The following is a 17,574-nucleotide window of genomic DNA, read 5'->3' on the forward strand; positions in this document are numbered from 1 at the left end:
AAGGAGGAAGAAGAAATCGCAATAGGATTTCAGAGAAAATTATGAGAGATTTCATTAAAAAAGGTCTCCATTCTGTTTACGATTCTGTTTCTCTCTGTGCCATTAGGATTAGCTAGTTTACGTTTCGGTCGTGGTGCGGCTGATGAAACTGAGGTAATTCGAGTAGGAGATAATACGGAAATTATCCAGAATGGATGTTATCGTAAGATAAAGAAATCGGACAAAACAAAGTGGACAGTTCCACGTAAACCGGTCGACTTAGTTATTCTTCAGGATGCGAGTGGATCGTTCAAGAACACCATTCCTAATGTCCAAAATGCCTTAAAAACATTGACAACATTTGTCAGTGAAGAAAATTATGATGAGAATAATCCACGTTTGGTTAAGACTGATAACCCGGATACATCAGACCGAGTTATGATGGCAACCTTCCAAGGTGCAGATGGATACAACTATTACTACAATAATGATTTTACAGGTCGTAAAGATACTTATGGTAGTTGGGGACCTGATTATGATTACAAATACAAGTCTAGCAACTTGTCTTCAGATCAAAATGATATCCATCAATTCATTGATAATATTAAGGTGGCAGGAGGAACCCCTACAGTACCAGCTATTGACGATGTCATTGCTCAATATAATCAAAGAAAAGGGAATATGGCTAACGGTCGTAAGACCATCTTCCTTTTGATTACGGATGGAGTTGCCAACGGGAAACGTGACCCGGATGGTAAGGTTCGTCTAGAGTACAGCGACTATCGCAACAATATTCTTACACGTGCTTGGAATTTTGATGAGCTAACTGAAGCATCTCAAAACGTTTTAGGGCGAGTGAAAGAGGTTAAGGAAGCATCTACAAGACTTCAAAATGTTGTTGGTTCCGAAGGAACTGTAGTAGTAGGTTTCTGGGAAGACGTATCAATCTTTGCAAACTCTAAAGCTCAGTATTATGACACATATAAAGAAGGTTATTCAAAATACTTTGATATCGGTGACAACCGTTCAGTTCAAGATATCTTCCATGAAGCATTAGAGGGGATGGCTTCTCCAGCAAAAAATATTAATGGTAAGAACGTTTCTTTCTATGTTAATGAACAAAGTGATATCAATAAGTTCTCAAGTCGAGTTCTAGAATCTGTTGGAGCTGCGTTGATTAAGGAAGACATCAAGGGTGAGTTCACTGTTACACCTGGATATAAGGTTGATGCTGTTCGAATCAATGGTAAAACAGTTGTTGAAAAAGTCACAGATCCATCAAAACAAATTCGTGGTCGAATCAATCAAGAAGGTGACAATGTCACAATCTATGTACCCGATAGTGTCTTCAATCCAGGTAATAACAATTTCGACTATGATTTGAGTAAGGAAGCTCGTGCTCCTGAAACGAATGAAGAGGATGAAGTTGATCCGCCAGCTGATTATAAACCTGTAAACGAAGAAGTTACAGTTCCTGAATTGACGGGTGTCTTCAAGACAGGTGAATTTTCAACTCAAAAAATCGGTGGTCGTAATGAAAAAGTTGAAGTTCAAAAACTCGAGTACTGTTACCCAAGTGTCACTAAGAAAATTACCGACGCAGATAAGAGTAATGACTTGGGAGAAATTGATGACCCGCTTGGTTTGACAAAGAAAAAAGCCTATTCTGCACAATTGTCAGACAAGGCAGAGGAGTTCACCTATACTCTTGATTACAACTTCAATAACGTAGCCTACGAATTTGAAAAGAACGTCATGTTGACAGACCCACTTGACTACCGTTTGGAAGTGGTTGAAAGTTCAGCTACTGGACCAAATGGAGAAAAATGGACCACTCGTGTAGTTAGTCAAGATGATTCAGAAGGCAACCCTCAAAGTGTCGTGGTTGCGGATGTTCCTGCTAAAGGATCCAACTACAATTACTTGGTATTGAAAAAAGCTCAAATGACCATTAAGGTTCGTTTGAAAGAACAATACCGCAATAATCAATCAAGTAAAGAATTCATGGCTCTCCTTCAGGAAAGTAATGGATTTGGTCTCCTAAACCAAGGGAACATCATGTGGAATGGTGATGACAATCAACCAAACCAAGATGCGCATGCCAAGACAGATACCAAACCAAGTACCATTCGCCGTTCAAATCCAGTTTACGTGAAACCTCCAGTTGTAACAGAGATTACGAAGAAGGTTAATGACAAAGAACATGAAGATTTGAAGGCAGAAGAGGAACTCTTTGAGTACAAGGTGACTGCTCCATGGCCAGGTATTGCGGACAACTTTACGCTGACAGATACAGTTGTTCCAGAGTTAGAAGTTCAAGCAGATAGTTTGAATGTAAAACTCGGTGGAAAAGATAACGCTGATTTGAAAGGTGCGACAACTGTTTCAGGTCAAACCGTTTCGTTGACACTAGACAAAACTAATCTTGAAAAAATCACTCGTAAAGTGAATCGCCGTAAGGTGAAAGACATTCAATATGTAGAATTAACCTTTAAGGCGAAAATCCGTAAAGGTGCTGATCTTTCTAAATACAAGAAAGATGGTCAAGTAAAAGTACCAAATACAGCGGATGTGATCTTGAACGATGTGAAACAAACCTCTAACGAAGTAACGGTTACCCCACCAAAACCAAAAGAACCAACGATTGATAAGAAAATCAATGAAAACTTGGATAGCTTCCAAACGTTTGATGGGCAACCATACAACTACAACATTACAACAGCAGTACCAAGTGATGTTGCTAATTACAAGAAATTTGTGATTCGTGATACACTGGATGCTAATTTGGAACTTGCAGGAGACGTAAGTATTAAAGGTTCTGCAGCGGCCCTCTTTGATATCCACACCAATGGCCAAGAGATTACGGCAACGGTGAAGGATGGTCAGTTTGGTGAACTTGCAAAATACTCAACTGTTGAACTAGTCATTCCTGCAAAAGTTAAAAATGGTGTGACAGGTACAACCATTGAAAACAAGGCTTCTATTTCCTTTACAAATGAGAATAATGTAGAGAAAGAAGTTGAATCGAAACCTGTCACCGTAACGCCACCTCCTGTAACGAAGAAGATCAATGAAACTCTTGATCACTTAGATATCGCGACAGGTCAAGCGTATAACTACAACATTAAGACAAAACTTCCAACCGATATTACAGATTACAAGAAATTTGTGATTACAGATACACTTGAAGGAGATTTGTCAGTTATCAATGAAACTTCAAGCAAACCAGTTATCAAAGGAGCAGCTGCAGCCTTCTTCGATGTAACAGTTGAGGGTCAAACCGTGACTGCAACGATGAAGGAGTTTGCGAACGCTACAGACCTTGCTGGTCAAGAAGTGGAATTGATTATTCCGGCTAAGATCAATGATGGAGTGACTCGTATCAACATTCCAAATACTGCGAAGTTCAGCTTCACAGATAAGAACGATCATAGCGGAGAAAAAGAAACGAAACCTGTCACCGTAACCCCTCCATCAGAACCAGGTGTTGATAAGAAAATCAACGAAACACTGACAGAGGCAACAATCGGTGCGGAAACCGACTTTGCTTATAATATCAAAGCGAAATTGCCAAATGATATTACAACGTACAAGTCCTTCGTTGTAACGGATACCTTGGATGAGAACTTGACTCCAGGTCAAGCTGAAATCAAGGGAGCGGCAGCGAAATTCTTCGATGTAACAGTTCAAGGTCAAACCGTGACTGCAACGATGAAAGATTTTGCGAATGCGGGTGACTACGGTAACCAAGAAGTAGAGCTCGTGATTCATGCCAAAGTGAAGAAAGGCTCAACTGTTCCATCTATTGAGAACAAAGCTAAGATTACTTACACCAACAAGAATGACCAACAAGGTGAGAAAGAAACCAAGCCAGTCACTGTTACACCACCACCAATCACGAAGAAGGTGAATGGTCAGGAACACGCAGATCTTGGTAAGTTATCAGAAATCTTTACTTATACGATTGACTCAACGGTTCCACATGTGGCAGATAGCTTCACCATTTCAGATGATATCGTCAAAGAATTGGCATTTGAAGGAGAAGCAACGGTCACTGTTGATGGCCAAGCTGTTCAAGACCTCACTGTAACAACAGAAGGTCAACGTTTGACGGTCACATTTGGTAAAGAGCAAGTGAAACAATATGCTGGTAAAGCTGTACAAGTTTCATTTAAGGCTAAGGTGAAGGAAGGCATTACCTTTGATGCACTCTTAGCAGCTTATCCAAATGAATCAAAAGACAAGCCGGTAGTACCAAATACTGCTAGCTACATCATTAATGATAATCCTGATTCTAAGAAAGAATCAAAACCAGTTACCGTTACACCACCACCAACCACTACTCCAGAGCTTAAGAAGGAAGTAAACGGAGCAGAACGTTATGATCTTGCAAAACGTAATGAAGAGTTTACTTATACTTTGAAAACAACAATGCCTGCCAGCGCAACTGTGTTTGAGATGACAGACGAGTTGAAAGAAGTTCTAGAATTTGTTGGTGAGAATGCTTCAGCCACTGTTAAACTTGATGGTGAGGATGCAGGATCGAAGGCGACAGTGACACTTTCTGGTCAAGTCATCAAAGTTGCCTTTACAGAAGCTTCTGTAAAAGCAGATGCAGGTAAGTCCATTGAAGTGAATTTCAAGGCTAAGATTAGAGTTAATGCCAACTTATCAGCTTATGTGAATAAAGATGGTAAGACAGAGATTCCGAATAAGGCTTCTTATGATATTGATCACAATCCGAAATATCACAAGGACTCTAACGAAGTCCCAGTAACGCCACCAACACCAGAAGAGCCAGAAATCAAGAAAGATGTGAACGGCAAGGCAGAAGAAACCCTCGCGAAACGTGATGAAGTCTTCACCTATAATGTGAAAACAAGTGTAGCGCAAGATGCGACAGCCTTTGCGGTAACGGATACCCTAGTGGACGTTCTTGAATTCGCAGGAACTTCAAGTGCTAAATTGAATGGTCAAGCTCTTGATGCCAGTCAAATCAAGGTAGAAGGACAAACGATTACCTTGACGCTTACAGAGGAACAAGTGAAAGCCAATGGTGGTCAAGCAGTTGAATTAACATTCGACGCGAAGATCAAAGCCGGTGCGAACTTGTCTGCTTACCTATCAGAAGATAAGACTGTGAAAGTTCCTAACAAGGCAGCTTACAAGGCAGATCTACCAAACAAACCAGGCTTTACGAAAGACTCTAACGAAGTTCCAGTAACGCCACCAACACCAGCAGAGCCAGAGATCAAGAAAGATGTGAACGGCAAAGAATCTGAAACTCTTGACAAACGCGACCAAGTCTTCACTTACAACGTGAAAACAAGTGTAGCTCAAGATGCGACAGCCTTCTCAGTCACAGATACCCTAGTGGACGTTCTTGAATTCGCAGGAACTTCAAGTGCTAAATTGAATGGTCAAGCTCTTGATGCTAGCCAAATCAAGGTAGAAGGTCAAACCATTACCTTGACGCTTACAGAAGAACAAGTGAAAGCCAATGGCGGTCAAGCAGTTGAATTAACATTCGACGCGAAGATCAAAGCTGGCGCGAACTTGTCTGCTTACCTATCAGAAGATAAGACTGTGAAAGTTCCTAACAAGGCAGCTTACAAGGCAGATCTACCAAACAAACCAGGCTTTACGAAAGACTCTAACGAAGTTCCAGTAACGCCACCAACACCAGCAGAGCCAGAGATCAAGAAAGATGTGAACGGCAAAGAATCTGAAACTCTTGACAAACGCGACCAAGTCTTCACTTACAACGTGAAAACAAGTGTAGCGCAAGATGCGACAGCTTTCTCAGTCACAGATACCCTAGTGGACGTTCTTGAATTCGCAGGAACTTCAAGTGCTAAATTGAATGGTCAAGCTCTTGATGCCAGTCAAATCAAGGTAGAAGGACAAACGATTACCTTGACTCTTACAGAAGAACAAGTGAAAGCCAATGGCGGTCAAGCAGTTGAATTAACATTCGACGCGAAGATCAAAGCCGGCGCGAACTTGTCTGCTTACCTATCAGAAGATAAGACTGTGAAAGTTCCTAACAAGGCAGCTTACAAGGCAGATCTACCAAACAAACCAGGCTTTACGAAAGACTCTAACGAAGTTCCAGTAACGCCACCAACACCAGAAGAACCAGAGATCAAGAAAGATGTGAACGGCAAAGAATCTGAAACTCTTGACAAACGCGACCAAGTCTTCACTTACAACGTGAAAACAAGTGTAGCTCAAGATGCGACAGCCTTCTCAGTCACAGATACCCTAGTGGACGTTCTTGAATTCGCAGGAACTTCAAGTGCTAAATTGAATGGTCAAGCTCTTGATGCTAGCCAAATCAAGGTAGAAGGTCAAACGATTACCTTGACGCTTACAGAAGACCAAGTGAAAGCCAATGGCGGTCAAGTCGTTGAATTAACATTCGACGCCAAGATCAAAGCTGGTGCGAACTTGTCTGCACATGTGAAGGAAGACGGTCGTATACGGATTCCGAATAAGGCGACTTACAAGGTAGATCTTCCAAATAAACCAGGCTTTACGAAAGACTCCAATGAAGTCCCAGTAACGCCACCGACACCAGATGAACCAGAGATCAAGAAAGATGTCAATACTAAGGCTGAGGAAACGCTTGCTGATCGTGACCAAATTTTCACATACAACGTGAAAACAAGTGTCCCAACAGATGTATCATCCTTCAGTGTAAGTGATACACTTGAGTCTGTTCTTTATTATGCAGGTTCAGCAAGTGCAATCTTGAATGGTCAAGCTCTTGATGCCAGTCAAATCAAGGTAGAAGGTCAAACCATTACCTTGACCCTTACAGAAGAACAAGTGAAAGCCAATGGCGGTCAAGCAGTTGAATTGAGCTTCACTGCTAAGATTAAAGCGGGAGCTGATTTGACTCCATATCTAACAGATCGTGGATTCACTGTTCCAAATACGGCTTCTTATGATGCAAACATTCCAAATAGACCAGGGCTACACAAAGATTCGAATAAAGTTCCGGTTATCGTTCCAAAAGAACCAGAACCAGAAATTACGAAGAAAATCAACCGTACCTTGGACCACTTGGATGTCGAATACGATGCACCTTACATGTACAATGTCAATACAGCTTTACCAAAAGATATTGATAAGTACAAAGAGTTCACCGTAACAGATACACTTGAATCTGTTTTGGCAATCCCTGATACGCCAGTAGCCTATGTGGACGGTCGTGATGCAAATGGAGCTCTTGAAACAAGTGTTGAAGGAAACACTGTCACTGTAAAAGTGAAAGATTTCGCTCGACTAAAAGGCTTCAAAGAGATTCAATTGTACATCCCAGCTAAACTCAAAGCGAATAGCGATTTGACTCCTTATAAGGATCAATTGGTACCAAACAAAGCAAGTGTTAACTTCAAGGATGCCAATGGTCAATCTGGCAGCAAGGAATCAAAACCGGTAACGGTGAAACCACGTGACCCAGAAAAACCAACTGAACCAAAACCAAATGAACCTTCTAAGACTGTTGGACCAGAAGATGGATCAAATCCAACTGGTGGTTACAGATTGAAAGAAGCAGATGAAACATTCCGCTTCGACATTTCAACGCTCGTTCCTGCAGATCCTAAGGATGAAAATGGAAATGCCTTGAAAGATGAGTACGGTCGCATCAAGAAGACGGAATTGACGAACTTCACAATCAGTGATAAAATCAATCAAGTCCTCAAAGTGAACCTTGACCGCATCGCCCTCAAAGTTGAAAACGCTCAATTTGACAAGATCAAAGCAACTCTTCAAGCCCAACTTGAACAGTCTGAGAAAGAACTCAAAGCTTTGACAGGTAAGTCAACTGATGAGACTTCAACAGAGGCTAACAAGAAGGAAGATTTGAAAGTGGCGGAAGCGAAAGTGGCTGAATTGAAAGCGAAGTTGGAAGCAGCTAAGGCAGCGCAGCCAGCTAAACCAGCTGAAACTACAACACCAGCTACAGCTGAAACTACAACACCAGCTACATCTGATTCTTCTGCAACAGAAGATAAGAAACCTGCAACTAGCGAGCCAAGTCAAGATCTTGTAAGCTTGGAAGCAGAGTTGAAAGCAGCTGAAGAAAACTTGGCTAAACTTCAAGCACCAGCTGAGAAAGAAGCAGAATTGGCACCAGCTGATAAGAAACAACAACAAGAGAAACTCGAAAATGAAATCAAGAAACTAAAAGAAGCTCAAACCAAGCTTCAAGCAGCTATTGATAAATTGAGTAAGTCTTCAAATGATCGTGGTGAATTAGTAGGTAAAGATTTAGAAGCAATTGCTATTGTTACTTACGATGAAACTAGCAATGTTGTGACTTTTGAAATCAGCGACAAGGATGTTCTTGAAGCCTTGAAGGGAAGTACCGTACGTCTTGTACTTTACACTAACTTCAAAGAAGGAACAGATTTTACACAATTCGCTGCTGGTGTTCCTAATAAAGCTAAAGTAAGCTTTAACCATAATCCACAGCCTACCAATACAGTTATGGTGTTCCCACCTAAACCGGAGGAGCCAACAAAACCAACTCCTGTTGGGAATGTTCCACCAAAAGATCCAGGCAAAAACTTGCCAAATACAGGTTCTGAAGCATCTTCAATCTTTGGAGTACTTGCTGCCCTAGCTCTAGGACTTGCTGGACTTCTAGTTTGGAAGCGTAAAGCTGAACGTTAGTATCATATAGTAAGAGGAGAGTAGAAATATTTCCTCTCTTCCTTACTATATATTAAATGAATTAAGGGAAAAAGAATGAGTAGAAAAAAATTATTAAAGTTAGGGATTTCAATACTTGCTTTAAACGCTCTTGGAGTAGCAACGTATCATGTAGCTCCAGATCTATATCAAATTCCAACAGTGCATGCAGAAGAAACACCGGCGGAAGATGAAGAAATTCCAGATGGAGCAGAGCGAAACATTGCGCTTAAATTCAAAAGAATGCTTGATGATGTAGAGGCTTTCATCGCTGACTATAAAGCTAATCCTAATGATGAAGACAACAAAACTGGATTAGAAGATAGTTTGGCGGAAGCTACTAACTACCTTCCTACCGCAAAGAAGGCAATGAAGAGTCCAGAAGGTCAAAAAGGTTTTGTGGCATATGAAGCTCGCTACAATGAGTTGAAAGCCAAGGTTGAAGCTTTGTTGGCTGGTAAGACAGAACAACCAGCGGAACCAAAAGTTGAGCATCAAGAAATCACTACAACAGAAGAGATTCCTTATGCATCTCGTACCGAAAACAATGCTGATCTTGCAGAAGGTACTCGCAATGTGAAACAAGCGGGTGTTAAAGGTACTAAGACCATTACTTGGGATATCACACTGACAGATGGTAAAGAAACAGCTCGTACTAAGAAAAGCGAGAAAGTTACCAAAGAACCAGTAGAAGAAATCATCGAAGTTGGAACTAAGAAAACAGGTGTAGAAACCAAAGAAACAGTGACTGTAGAGGAAAAAGTTGCTTTCAAAGAAGAAACGAGAGTAGACCCAGTACTGGATAAAGGTCAAACGCGTGTTGAAGAAGGTGAAGAAGGTATCGATGAAGTCACTTATGAAGTGACAAAAGTGGATGGTGTTGAAAAATCTCGTAAAGAAGTTTCACGCAAGACCAAGAAAGCAGCCAAAAACAAGATTACTTATACCGGTTCAAAAGCTGTTGTAACGACTAAGGAAGTAACCAAAACTGAAGAAGTTGCCTTCCAGACTCGTGAGGTTGAAAATACACTCTTAGCTGAAGGTGTTCGCCGAGTGAAGACAGCTGGTAAGAAAGGTGTTCGTACGATTGTTGAAACTGTCACTTACACAGACGGAAAAGAGACAGGTCGTGAGGTGAAATCAAACACAATCACTACTCCAGCAGTAGACGAAGTTGTCGAAGTTGGAACTAAGAAAGTAGTAGCCCCAGTTGTAACGACTAAGGAAGAAACGAAGACAGAAGATGTTGCTTTCCAAGTCAAAGAAGTGAAGAACGCAGACCTTCCAGAAGGAAGTCGTCAAGTGAAAGCTGCTGGTAAGAAGGGTGTTCGCACCATTGTTTATACAGTGACATACACAGACGGCGTTGAAACAGGTCGCGAAGTGAAATCAAACACAATCACCACTCCAGCAGTAGATGAGATTGTTGAAGTTGGAACTAAGAAAGTAGTAGCGCCAGTTGTAACGACTAAGGAAGAGACCAAGACAGAAGAAGTTGCTTTCCAAGTCAAAGAAGTGCAGAACGCAGACCTTCCAGAAGGAAGTCGTCAAGTGAAGACAGCTGGTAAGAAGGGTGTTCGCACCATTGTTTATACAGTGACTTACACAGATGGCGTTGAAACAGGTCGTGTTGAGAAATCAAACACAATCACTACTCCAGCAGTAGACGAAGTTGTCGAAGTTGGAACTAAGAAAGTAGCTTCTACAACAACCAACGGTGATAAGAAAGATACTGCAACAACAGGGAACCAAGCTGAAAACACTAAGAAAGAAGAAACTGTAAGCCAAGATCAGAAAGCTCTACCAAGCACAGGTACAGCTTCTACCAGTCTTCTTTCAATGATTGGTTTATTTATCGCCGGTCTAGTCGGCTTTGTCGTTCGTAAGAAGGACTAAGGCTCTCTAATTGTACAAAAGCATCTTTTGTACCAGAAATACTAAAAAGAACCCAGAATTTATTCTTGGGTTCTTTCTTTATAAATTAAAACGAATTACTATGGATAAGTTGTTAGAAACGATATCATGTTATGGAGTTTGTAGAGTAGTATGAGTCTATTCTAGCTTGAAAGAATGGTCAACCATTTTTAAACCAATTCATTGATAGAAGTAAAATCTCTACCCAGGCCTTGGGCGACTGGGAGGCTGGTCAAGTAACCTTGATAAGTGGTCACACCTTGACGCAAGCCTTCATCTTCAGCAATTGCTTGTGCGAATCCTTTGCCAGCCAGAGCTTCGATATAAGGAAGAGTGACATTGGTTAGGGCGATAGTAGAAGTACGGGCAACCGCACCAGGGATATTGGCAACGGCATAGTGGAGAACACCGTATTTTTCATAGACAGGTTCATCGTGCGTTGTCACACGGTCAGCTGTCTCGATAACGCCACCTTGGTCAACGGCAACGTCAACAATGACAGAGCCTGGACGCATTTGTTTGACCATCTCATCTGTCACCAATTTCGGTGCTTTGGCACCAGGGATGAGAACTGCACCAATCACCACATCAGCATCTCTCACACTTGCTTCGATGTTGAATGAATTAGACATAAGAGTTTGGATTTGGTTTCCAAAGACTTCTTCTAGAACTGAGAGACGCTTCGCACTGATATCTAAAATAGTCACTTGAGCACCAAGACCAAGGGCGATGCGGGCAGCATGTGTACCGACGACACCACCACCGATGATGGTTACTTTTCCTTTTGGAACACCTGGTACACCACCTAGTAGGACACCAGAACCACCAGCTTGCTTAGTAAGGAAGTGAGCTCCGATTTGAACAGCCATACGACCTGCAACCTCACTCATAGGAACGAGGAGTGGTAGTTGTCCTTGATTGTCACGAACAGTTTCATAGGCAATTCCTGTTGTTTTGGCTGCTAACATAGCACCTGTTAATTCTGGAGCAGCGGCCATGTGCAAGTAGGTGAAGAGGAGAAGATCGTCGCGCAAATAACCATATTCAGAAGCTAGTGGTTCTTTTACTTTCACGACCAACTCGGCAGCCCAGGCTTCAGCAGCAGTTGCGACAATCTCAGCTCCTTGCTTTTGATAGTCTGCATCAGTAAATCCTGAACCGAGACCAGCATTTGTTTCGATGAGAACACGATGTCCACGACTGATTAAACTATGGACGCCAGCAGGAGTGAGGGCAACACGGTTTTCGTTATTTTTAATTTCTTTTGGGATTCCGATTAACATAGAGATAACCTACCTTTCAATTGTTAGATTGTTTTAGTTGTCACATTCCATTCCATAAATCAAAAATGTGATGGTTTTATTGTATATGAAACCGCTTCAAAAATCAAGAAAAACTTGTCATCCAAATTTATTTATGCTAGACTAGTGAGAATCAAGCTCTAATGGAGGGAAAAGTATGGAATCAATATTTGTGAAATTTGCCCAGTATCCATCTATAGAAACGGAGCGTTTATTGCTCCGACCTGTAACCTTGGACGATGCAGAAGCTATGTTTGAGTATGCCTCAGACAGAGAAAATACACGCTACACTTTTCCAACAAATCAAAGCCTAGAAGAGACCAAGAACAACATCTCTCAGTTATACTTGGCTAATCCCTTGGGACGGTGGGGAATTGAACTAAAAAGCACTGGTCAGTTTATCGGAACCATTGACTTGCACAAGATTGATCCTGTTCTTAAGAAGGCAGCTATTGGTTACATTATCAACCAAAAGTATTGGAATCAAGGATTGACGACAGAAGCCAATCGTTCCGTGATTGAGCTGGCTTTTGAGAAGATTGGAATGAACAAGTTGACCGCTCTTCACGATAAAGACAATCCCGCATCAGGAAAGGTCATGGAGAAATCAGGTATGCGTTTTTCCCACGAAGAACCCTATGCCAAAATGGATAATAAAGAACCAGGTCGAATGATCACAAGAGTTCATTATGTCTTGACTAAGGAAGACTATTTTGAAAATAAATAAGCAGTTGAAAAGATTTTTCAGCTGTTTTTTTCTTTCACTTACGAATAACTTAAGAGAGGAGAAAATATGGAAGTCATTATCGAAAAAATCAAAGAGTATAAAATCATTGTCATCTGTGCTGGTTTGGGTTTAGCCTTAGGCGGATTTTTCCTGTTAAAACCAACTTCACAAACATCTGTGAAAGAAACAAATTTGCAGGCTGAAGTCGCAGCTGTTTCAAAGGATTCATCGTCTGAAAAAGAAGTGAACAAGGAAGAGAAGGAAGAATCTCCTGAACAAGATCTGATAACAGTAGATGTCAAAGGTGCTGTTAAATCGCCAGGGATTTATGACTTGCCAGTAGGTAGTCGTGTCAATGATGCTGTTCAAAAGGCGGGTGGCTTGACAGAGCAAGCAGACAGCAAATCGCTCAATCTAGCTCAGAAAGTTAGTGATGAAGCTCTGGTTTACGTTCCAACTAAGGGAGAAGAAGTAGCTAGTCAACAGACTGCTTCTGGGACGGCCTCTTCGACGAGCAAGGAAAAGAAGGTCAATCTCAACAAGGCCAGTCTGGAAGAACTCAAGCAGGTCAAAGGACTTGGTGGCAAACGAGCCCAGGATATTATCGACCATCGTGAGGCAAATGGCAAGTTCAAGTCGGTTGATGAATTAAAGAAGGTTTCTGGTATTGGCGCTAAGACCATAGAAAAGCTAAAAGACTATGTTACAGTGGATTAAGAATTTCCCTATCCCCCTAATCTATCTGAGTTTCCTGTTGCTCTGGCTTTACTATGCCATTTTTGGAGTGTCCTATCTCGCACTGCTAGGTTTTGTTTTTTTGCTTGTCTGTCTCTTTTTCCAATTTCCTTGGAAATCGGCCGGTAAAGTTCTAGCGTTTTGTGGAGTTTTTGGTTTTTGGTTTTTGTTTCAAACTTGGCAACAGAGTCGAGCGAGTCAAAATTTGGCGGATTCTGTTGAAAGGGTACGGATTTTGCCTGACACTGTTAAGATCAATGGTGATAGTCTGTCCTTTCGTGGCAAGTCTGATAGACGCATTTTTCAAGTCTATTATAAACTCCAGTCCGAGGAGGAGAAAGAAGCCTTTCAAGCTTTAACCGACCTTCATGAGATAGGACTAGAAGGGAAGCTTTCGGAGCCAGAAGGGCAGAGAAATTTTGGTGGCTTTGACTACCAAGCCTATCTGAAGACTCAGGGAATTTACCAGATTCTCAATATCAAAAAAATCCAGTCACTTCAAAAGGTTGGCAGTTGGGATATAGGTGAAAACCTGTCCAGTTTACGTCGAAAGGCTGTAGTTTGGATTAAGACACATTTTCCAGTTCCTATGCGCAATTACATGACGGGGCTCTTGTTAGGGCATCTGGATACAGATTTTGAGGAGATGAATGAGCTTTATTCTAGTTTAGGAATTATCCACCTCTTTGCCTTATCGGGGATGCAGGTAGGTTTTTTCATGGATGGATTTAAGAAACTACTCTTGCGATTGGGCTTGACCCAAGAAAAGTTGAAGTGGCTGACTTATCCCTTTTCCCTTCTCTATGCTGGTCTGACAGGATTTTCAGCATCGGTTATTCGCAGTCTCTTGCAGAAGCTACTGGCTCAACATGGTGTTAAGGGCTTGGATAATTTTGCCTTGACGGTGCTTGTCCTCTTTATTGTCATGCCTAACTTTTTCCTGACTGCAGGAGGAGTCTTGTCCTGCGCTTATGCTTTTATCTTGACCATGACCAGCAAAGAAGGAGAGGGACTCAAGGCTGTTGCCAGAGAAAGTTTAGTCATCTCCTTAGGAATATTGCCTATTTTATCCTTCTATTTCGCGGAATTTCAGCCTTGGTCCATCCTTTTGACCTTTGTCTTTTCCTTTCTTTTTGACTTGGTCTTCTTACCGCTCTTGTCTATCTTATTTGTCTTTTCCTTTCTCTATCCAGTCATTCAGCTAAATTTTATTTTTGAATGGTTGGAAGGGATGATTCGCTTGGTGTCACAGGTGGCGAGTAGACCTCTAGTCTTTGGACAACCCAATGCATGGCTTTTAATCTTATTATTAATTTCCCTGGCTTTGGTCTATGATTTGAGGAAAAACATTAAAAGACTAACGGTATTGAGCTTATTGATTACAAGTCTCTTTCTCCTGACCAAGCATCCACTGGAAAATGAAATTACCATGCTGGATGTTGGGCAAGGGGAAAGTATTTTCCTAAGGGATGTAACTGGGAAGACCATTCTCATAGATGTAGGTGGCAAGGCAGAATCTGATAAGAAAATCGAAAAATGGCAAGAAAAGGCGACGACCAGCAATGCACAGCGAACCTTGATTCCCTATCTCAAAAGTCGAGGAGTAGCCAAGATTGACCAGCTAATTTTGACCAATACAGATAAGGAGCATGTTGGAGATTTGTTGGAGATGACCAAGGCTTTCCATGTAGGCGAAATTTTAGTGTCCAAAGGCAGTTTGAAACAGAAGGAATTTGTAGCAGAACTACAGGCAACTCAAACCAAGGTGCGCAGTGTGACAACAGGAGAGAACCTTCCAATTTTTGGAAGTCAGTTAGAAGTCTTATCTCCAAGGAAAATTGGAGATGGAGGTCATGAAGATTCTCTAGTTCTGTATGGAAAACTCTTGGATAAGCACTTTCTTTTCACAGGAAATTTGGAGGAGAAAGGAGAGAAGGATCTTCTAAAGCAATATCCTGACCTAGAGGTGGATGTTTTGAAAGTTGGCCAACATGGATCTAAAAAATTATCAAGTTCAGCCTTTTTAGAACAGCTCAAACCAGAGATGACTCTCATCTCAGTTGGAAAGAACAATCGAACCAAACTACCCCATCAGGAAACCTTGACACGACTGGAAGGTATCAATAGCAAAGTTTATAGAACTGACCATCAAGGAGCTATACGCTTTAAGGGGTTAGATAGTTGGAAAATCGAAACGGTTGGTTAATGAGCAGAAACTTTTCAAAAAAATAACTTTTTATCTTGACAAGGGCTAGAAAACTTGGTATCATATAAAAGTTGAGAAAAGCAGAAGTGAGAGCTTCTCGCCTTGTGACATTAAGTTGCCTGGCCCTACGGATGAAAAGTTTCTAAGAAACGCTATCATAACGTGCGGGCTTGTATATTTACGAGTCCGCTATTGTTTTTCTCTAATAAAACAAAAGAGGTGAAAACCATAGCAAAGCAAGACTTATTCATCAATGATGAGATTCGTGTACGTGAAGTTCGCTTGATTGGTCTTGAAGGAGAACAGCTAGGCATCAAGCCACTCAGTGAAGCGCAAGCTTTGGCTGATAACGCTAATGTTGACCTAGTATTGATTCAACCCCAAGCCAAACCGCCTGTTGCAAAAATTATGGACTACGGTAAGTTCAAATTTGAGTACCAGAAGAAGCAAAAAGAACAACGTAAAAAACAAAGTGTTGTTACTGTAAAAGAAGTTCGTCTAAGTCCAACTATTGACAAGGGTGACTTTGATACAAAACTTCGCAATGCACGCAAATTCCTTGAAAAAGGAAATAAAGTTAAGGTATCTATTCGCTTTAAGGGTCGTATGATTACCCATAAAGAGATTGGTGCAAAAGTTTTAGCCGAGTTTGCTGAAGCAACTCAAGATATTGCCATCATCGAACAACGTGCTAAAATGGATGGACGTCAAATGTTCATGCAATTGGCGCCAGCGACTGACAAAAAATAATTGTCAGAAAGTTAAATAAAGGAGAAAAAATCATGCCAAAACAAAAAACACACCGCGCATCAGCTAAACGTTTCAAACGTACAGGTTCTGGTGGACTTAAACGTTTCCGTGCTTACACTTCTCACCGTTTCCACGGAAAAACTAAGAAACAACGTCGTCATCTTCGTAAAGCATCTATGGTGCATTCAGGAGATTACAAACGTATCAAAGCAATGCTTACTCGCTTGAAATAATAGCTTGACTGTAAGTAAACAATTCTAGGAAATATTTGGAGGAAATAAAACATGGCACGTGTTAAAGGTGGCGTTGTATCACGTAAACGTCGTAAACGTATTCTTAAATTAGCAAAAGGTTACTATGGAGCTAAACACATCTTGTTCCGTACTGCAAAAGAACAAGTAATGAACTCTTACTACTATGCATACCGTGACCGTCGTCAGAAAAAACGTGACTTCCGCAAATTGTGGATCACTCGTATCAACGCGGCAGCTCGTATGAACGGACTTTCATACTCACAATTGATGCATGGTTTGAAATTGGCTGAGATCGAAGTTAACCGTAAAATGCTTGCTGACTTGGCTGTTAACGATGCAGCAGCTTTCACAGCTCTTGCAGATGCAGCTAAAGCAAAACTTGGTAAATAATAACAGATAAGACTGGAACAGGATTGTCCCAGTCTTTTTAAAAATAAAGGAGGAAAATATGGCTTCAAAAATGCTACACACTTGCTTGCGCGTAGAAAATCTTGAAAAATCAATCGCATTTTATCAAGATGCTTTTGGATTTAAAGAATTGCGTCGCAGAGATTTTCCAGACCATGCCTTCACGATTGTCTATCTAGGTCTTGAGGGTGATGACTATGAGTTGGAGTTGACTTATAACTACGATCATGGTCCTTATGTGGTTGGAGATGGCTTTGCCCATATCGCCCTCAGTACACCTGATCTTGAGGCGCTTCATCAAGAGCATAGTGCCAAAGGTTATGAAGTTACTGAGCCAAATGGTCTACCAGGAACTGCGCCTAACTATTACTTTGTCAAAGACCCTGATGGCTACAAGGTCGAAGTCATCCGTGAAAAATAATCTCGTGAGGTCAAGTAGAATGTTCGTTTTCTACTTGACTTTTTTTAGCTGAAAGAGTATACTAGTAAAAATTTAACCTTTAAGGGGAGTCCAGAGAGACTCACAAGGTGTCAGATAAAAGAATAGTACAATTTTCTAGAGGAGACTTTTTGAGTGTGCTCTCTTGTGTTGTACGA

Annotated in this window: 9 protein-coding genes, 1 pseudogene and 1 other annotated feature; of the genes and pseudogenes, 9 read left to right on the forward strand and 1 reads right to left on the reverse strand. The window is 41.3% G+C overall.

Annotation, left to right across the window (positions count from 1 at the left end):
• Window positions 1-41 precede the first annotated feature (41 nt).
• Window positions 42-8,664, forward strand: a pseudogene (gene padA / locus STYK_RS04650) (LPXTG-anchored isopeptide-forming adhesin PadA).
• Between the two features lie 75 nt (window positions 8,665-8,739).
• On the forward strand, window positions 8,740-10,578 hold the full coding sequence (locus STYK_RS04655) for a G5 domain-containing protein (protein ID WP_261805325.1): 1,839 nt from the start codon (window positions 8,740-8,742) through the stop codon (window positions 10,576-10,578).
• A 188-nt stretch (window positions 10,579-10,766) separates the two neighbouring features.
• Here the strand turns inward: STYK_RS04655 and ald are convergent, their stop codons facing one another.
• Complete coding sequence (ald, locus tag STYK_RS04660; protein WP_000904686.1) at window positions 10,767-11,879, reverse strand: alanine dehydrogenase; 1,113 nt, start codon at window positions 11,877-11,879, stop codon at window positions 10,767-10,769.
• Window positions 11,880-12,054: 175 nt separating this feature from the next.
• On the opposite strand from ald, the gene STYK_RS04665 reads away from it, so the two are divergent.
• From STYK_RS04665 to gloA, 7 genes are all read left to right on the forward strand, one after another.
• Window positions 12,055-12,624 (forward strand): GNAT family N-acetyltransferase, encoded by a 570-nt coding sequence (locus STYK_RS04665; protein ID WP_101799975.1) that lies wholly within the window; start codon window positions 12,055-12,057, stop codon window positions 12,622-12,624.
• 66 nt (window positions 12,625-12,690) lie between these two features.
• Entirely contained in the window at window positions 12,691-13,341 is a 651-nt protein-coding gene (locus STYK_RS04670; protein WP_000452009.1) for a helix-hairpin-helix domain-containing protein, read from the forward strand.
• Window positions 13,325-15,565, forward strand: coding sequence for a DNA internalization-related competence protein ComEC/Rec2 (locus tag STYK_RS04675; protein WP_261805326.1), 2,241 nt, complete (start codon window positions 13,325-13,327; stop codon window positions 15,563-15,565). The genes STYK_RS04670 and STYK_RS04675 overlap by 17 nt, the downstream gene beginning before the upstream one ends.
• Window positions 15,566-15,637: 72 nt before the next feature.
• Window positions 15,638-15,769, forward strand: a sequence feature (ribosomal protein L20 leader region).
• Window positions 15,770-15,784: 15 nt separating this feature from the next.
• Window positions 15,785-16,315, forward strand: a complete 531-nt coding sequence (infC, locus tag STYK_RS04680) for a translation initiation factor IF-3 (protein ID WP_000848180.1) — start codon at window positions 15,785-15,787, stop codon at window positions 16,313-16,315.
• 32 nt (window positions 16,316-16,347) lie between these two features.
• Window positions 16,348-16,548 (forward strand): 50S ribosomal protein L35, encoded by a 201-nt coding sequence (gene rpmI, locus STYK_RS04685; protein WP_001125943.1) that lies wholly within the window; start codon window positions 16,348-16,350, stop codon window positions 16,546-16,548.
• 51 nt (window positions 16,549-16,599) lie between these two features.
• Window positions 16,600-16,959, forward strand: coding sequence for a 50S ribosomal protein L20 (gene rplT, locus STYK_RS04690; protein WP_000124834.1), 360 nt, complete (start codon window positions 16,600-16,602; stop codon window positions 16,957-16,959).
• Between the two features lie 58 nt (window positions 16,960-17,017).
• Window positions 17,018-17,398, forward strand: coding sequence for a lactoylglutathione lyase (gloA, locus tag STYK_RS04695; protein WP_000157153.1), 381 nt, complete (start codon window positions 17,018-17,020; stop codon window positions 17,396-17,398).
• Window positions 17,399-17,574: the final 176 nt, after the last annotated feature.

This window comes from Streptococcus toyakuensis (assembly GCF_024346585.1).
GTDB classification, from domain to species: Bacteria; Bacillota; Bacilli; order Lactobacillales; family Streptococcaceae; genus Streptococcus; species Streptococcus toyakuensis.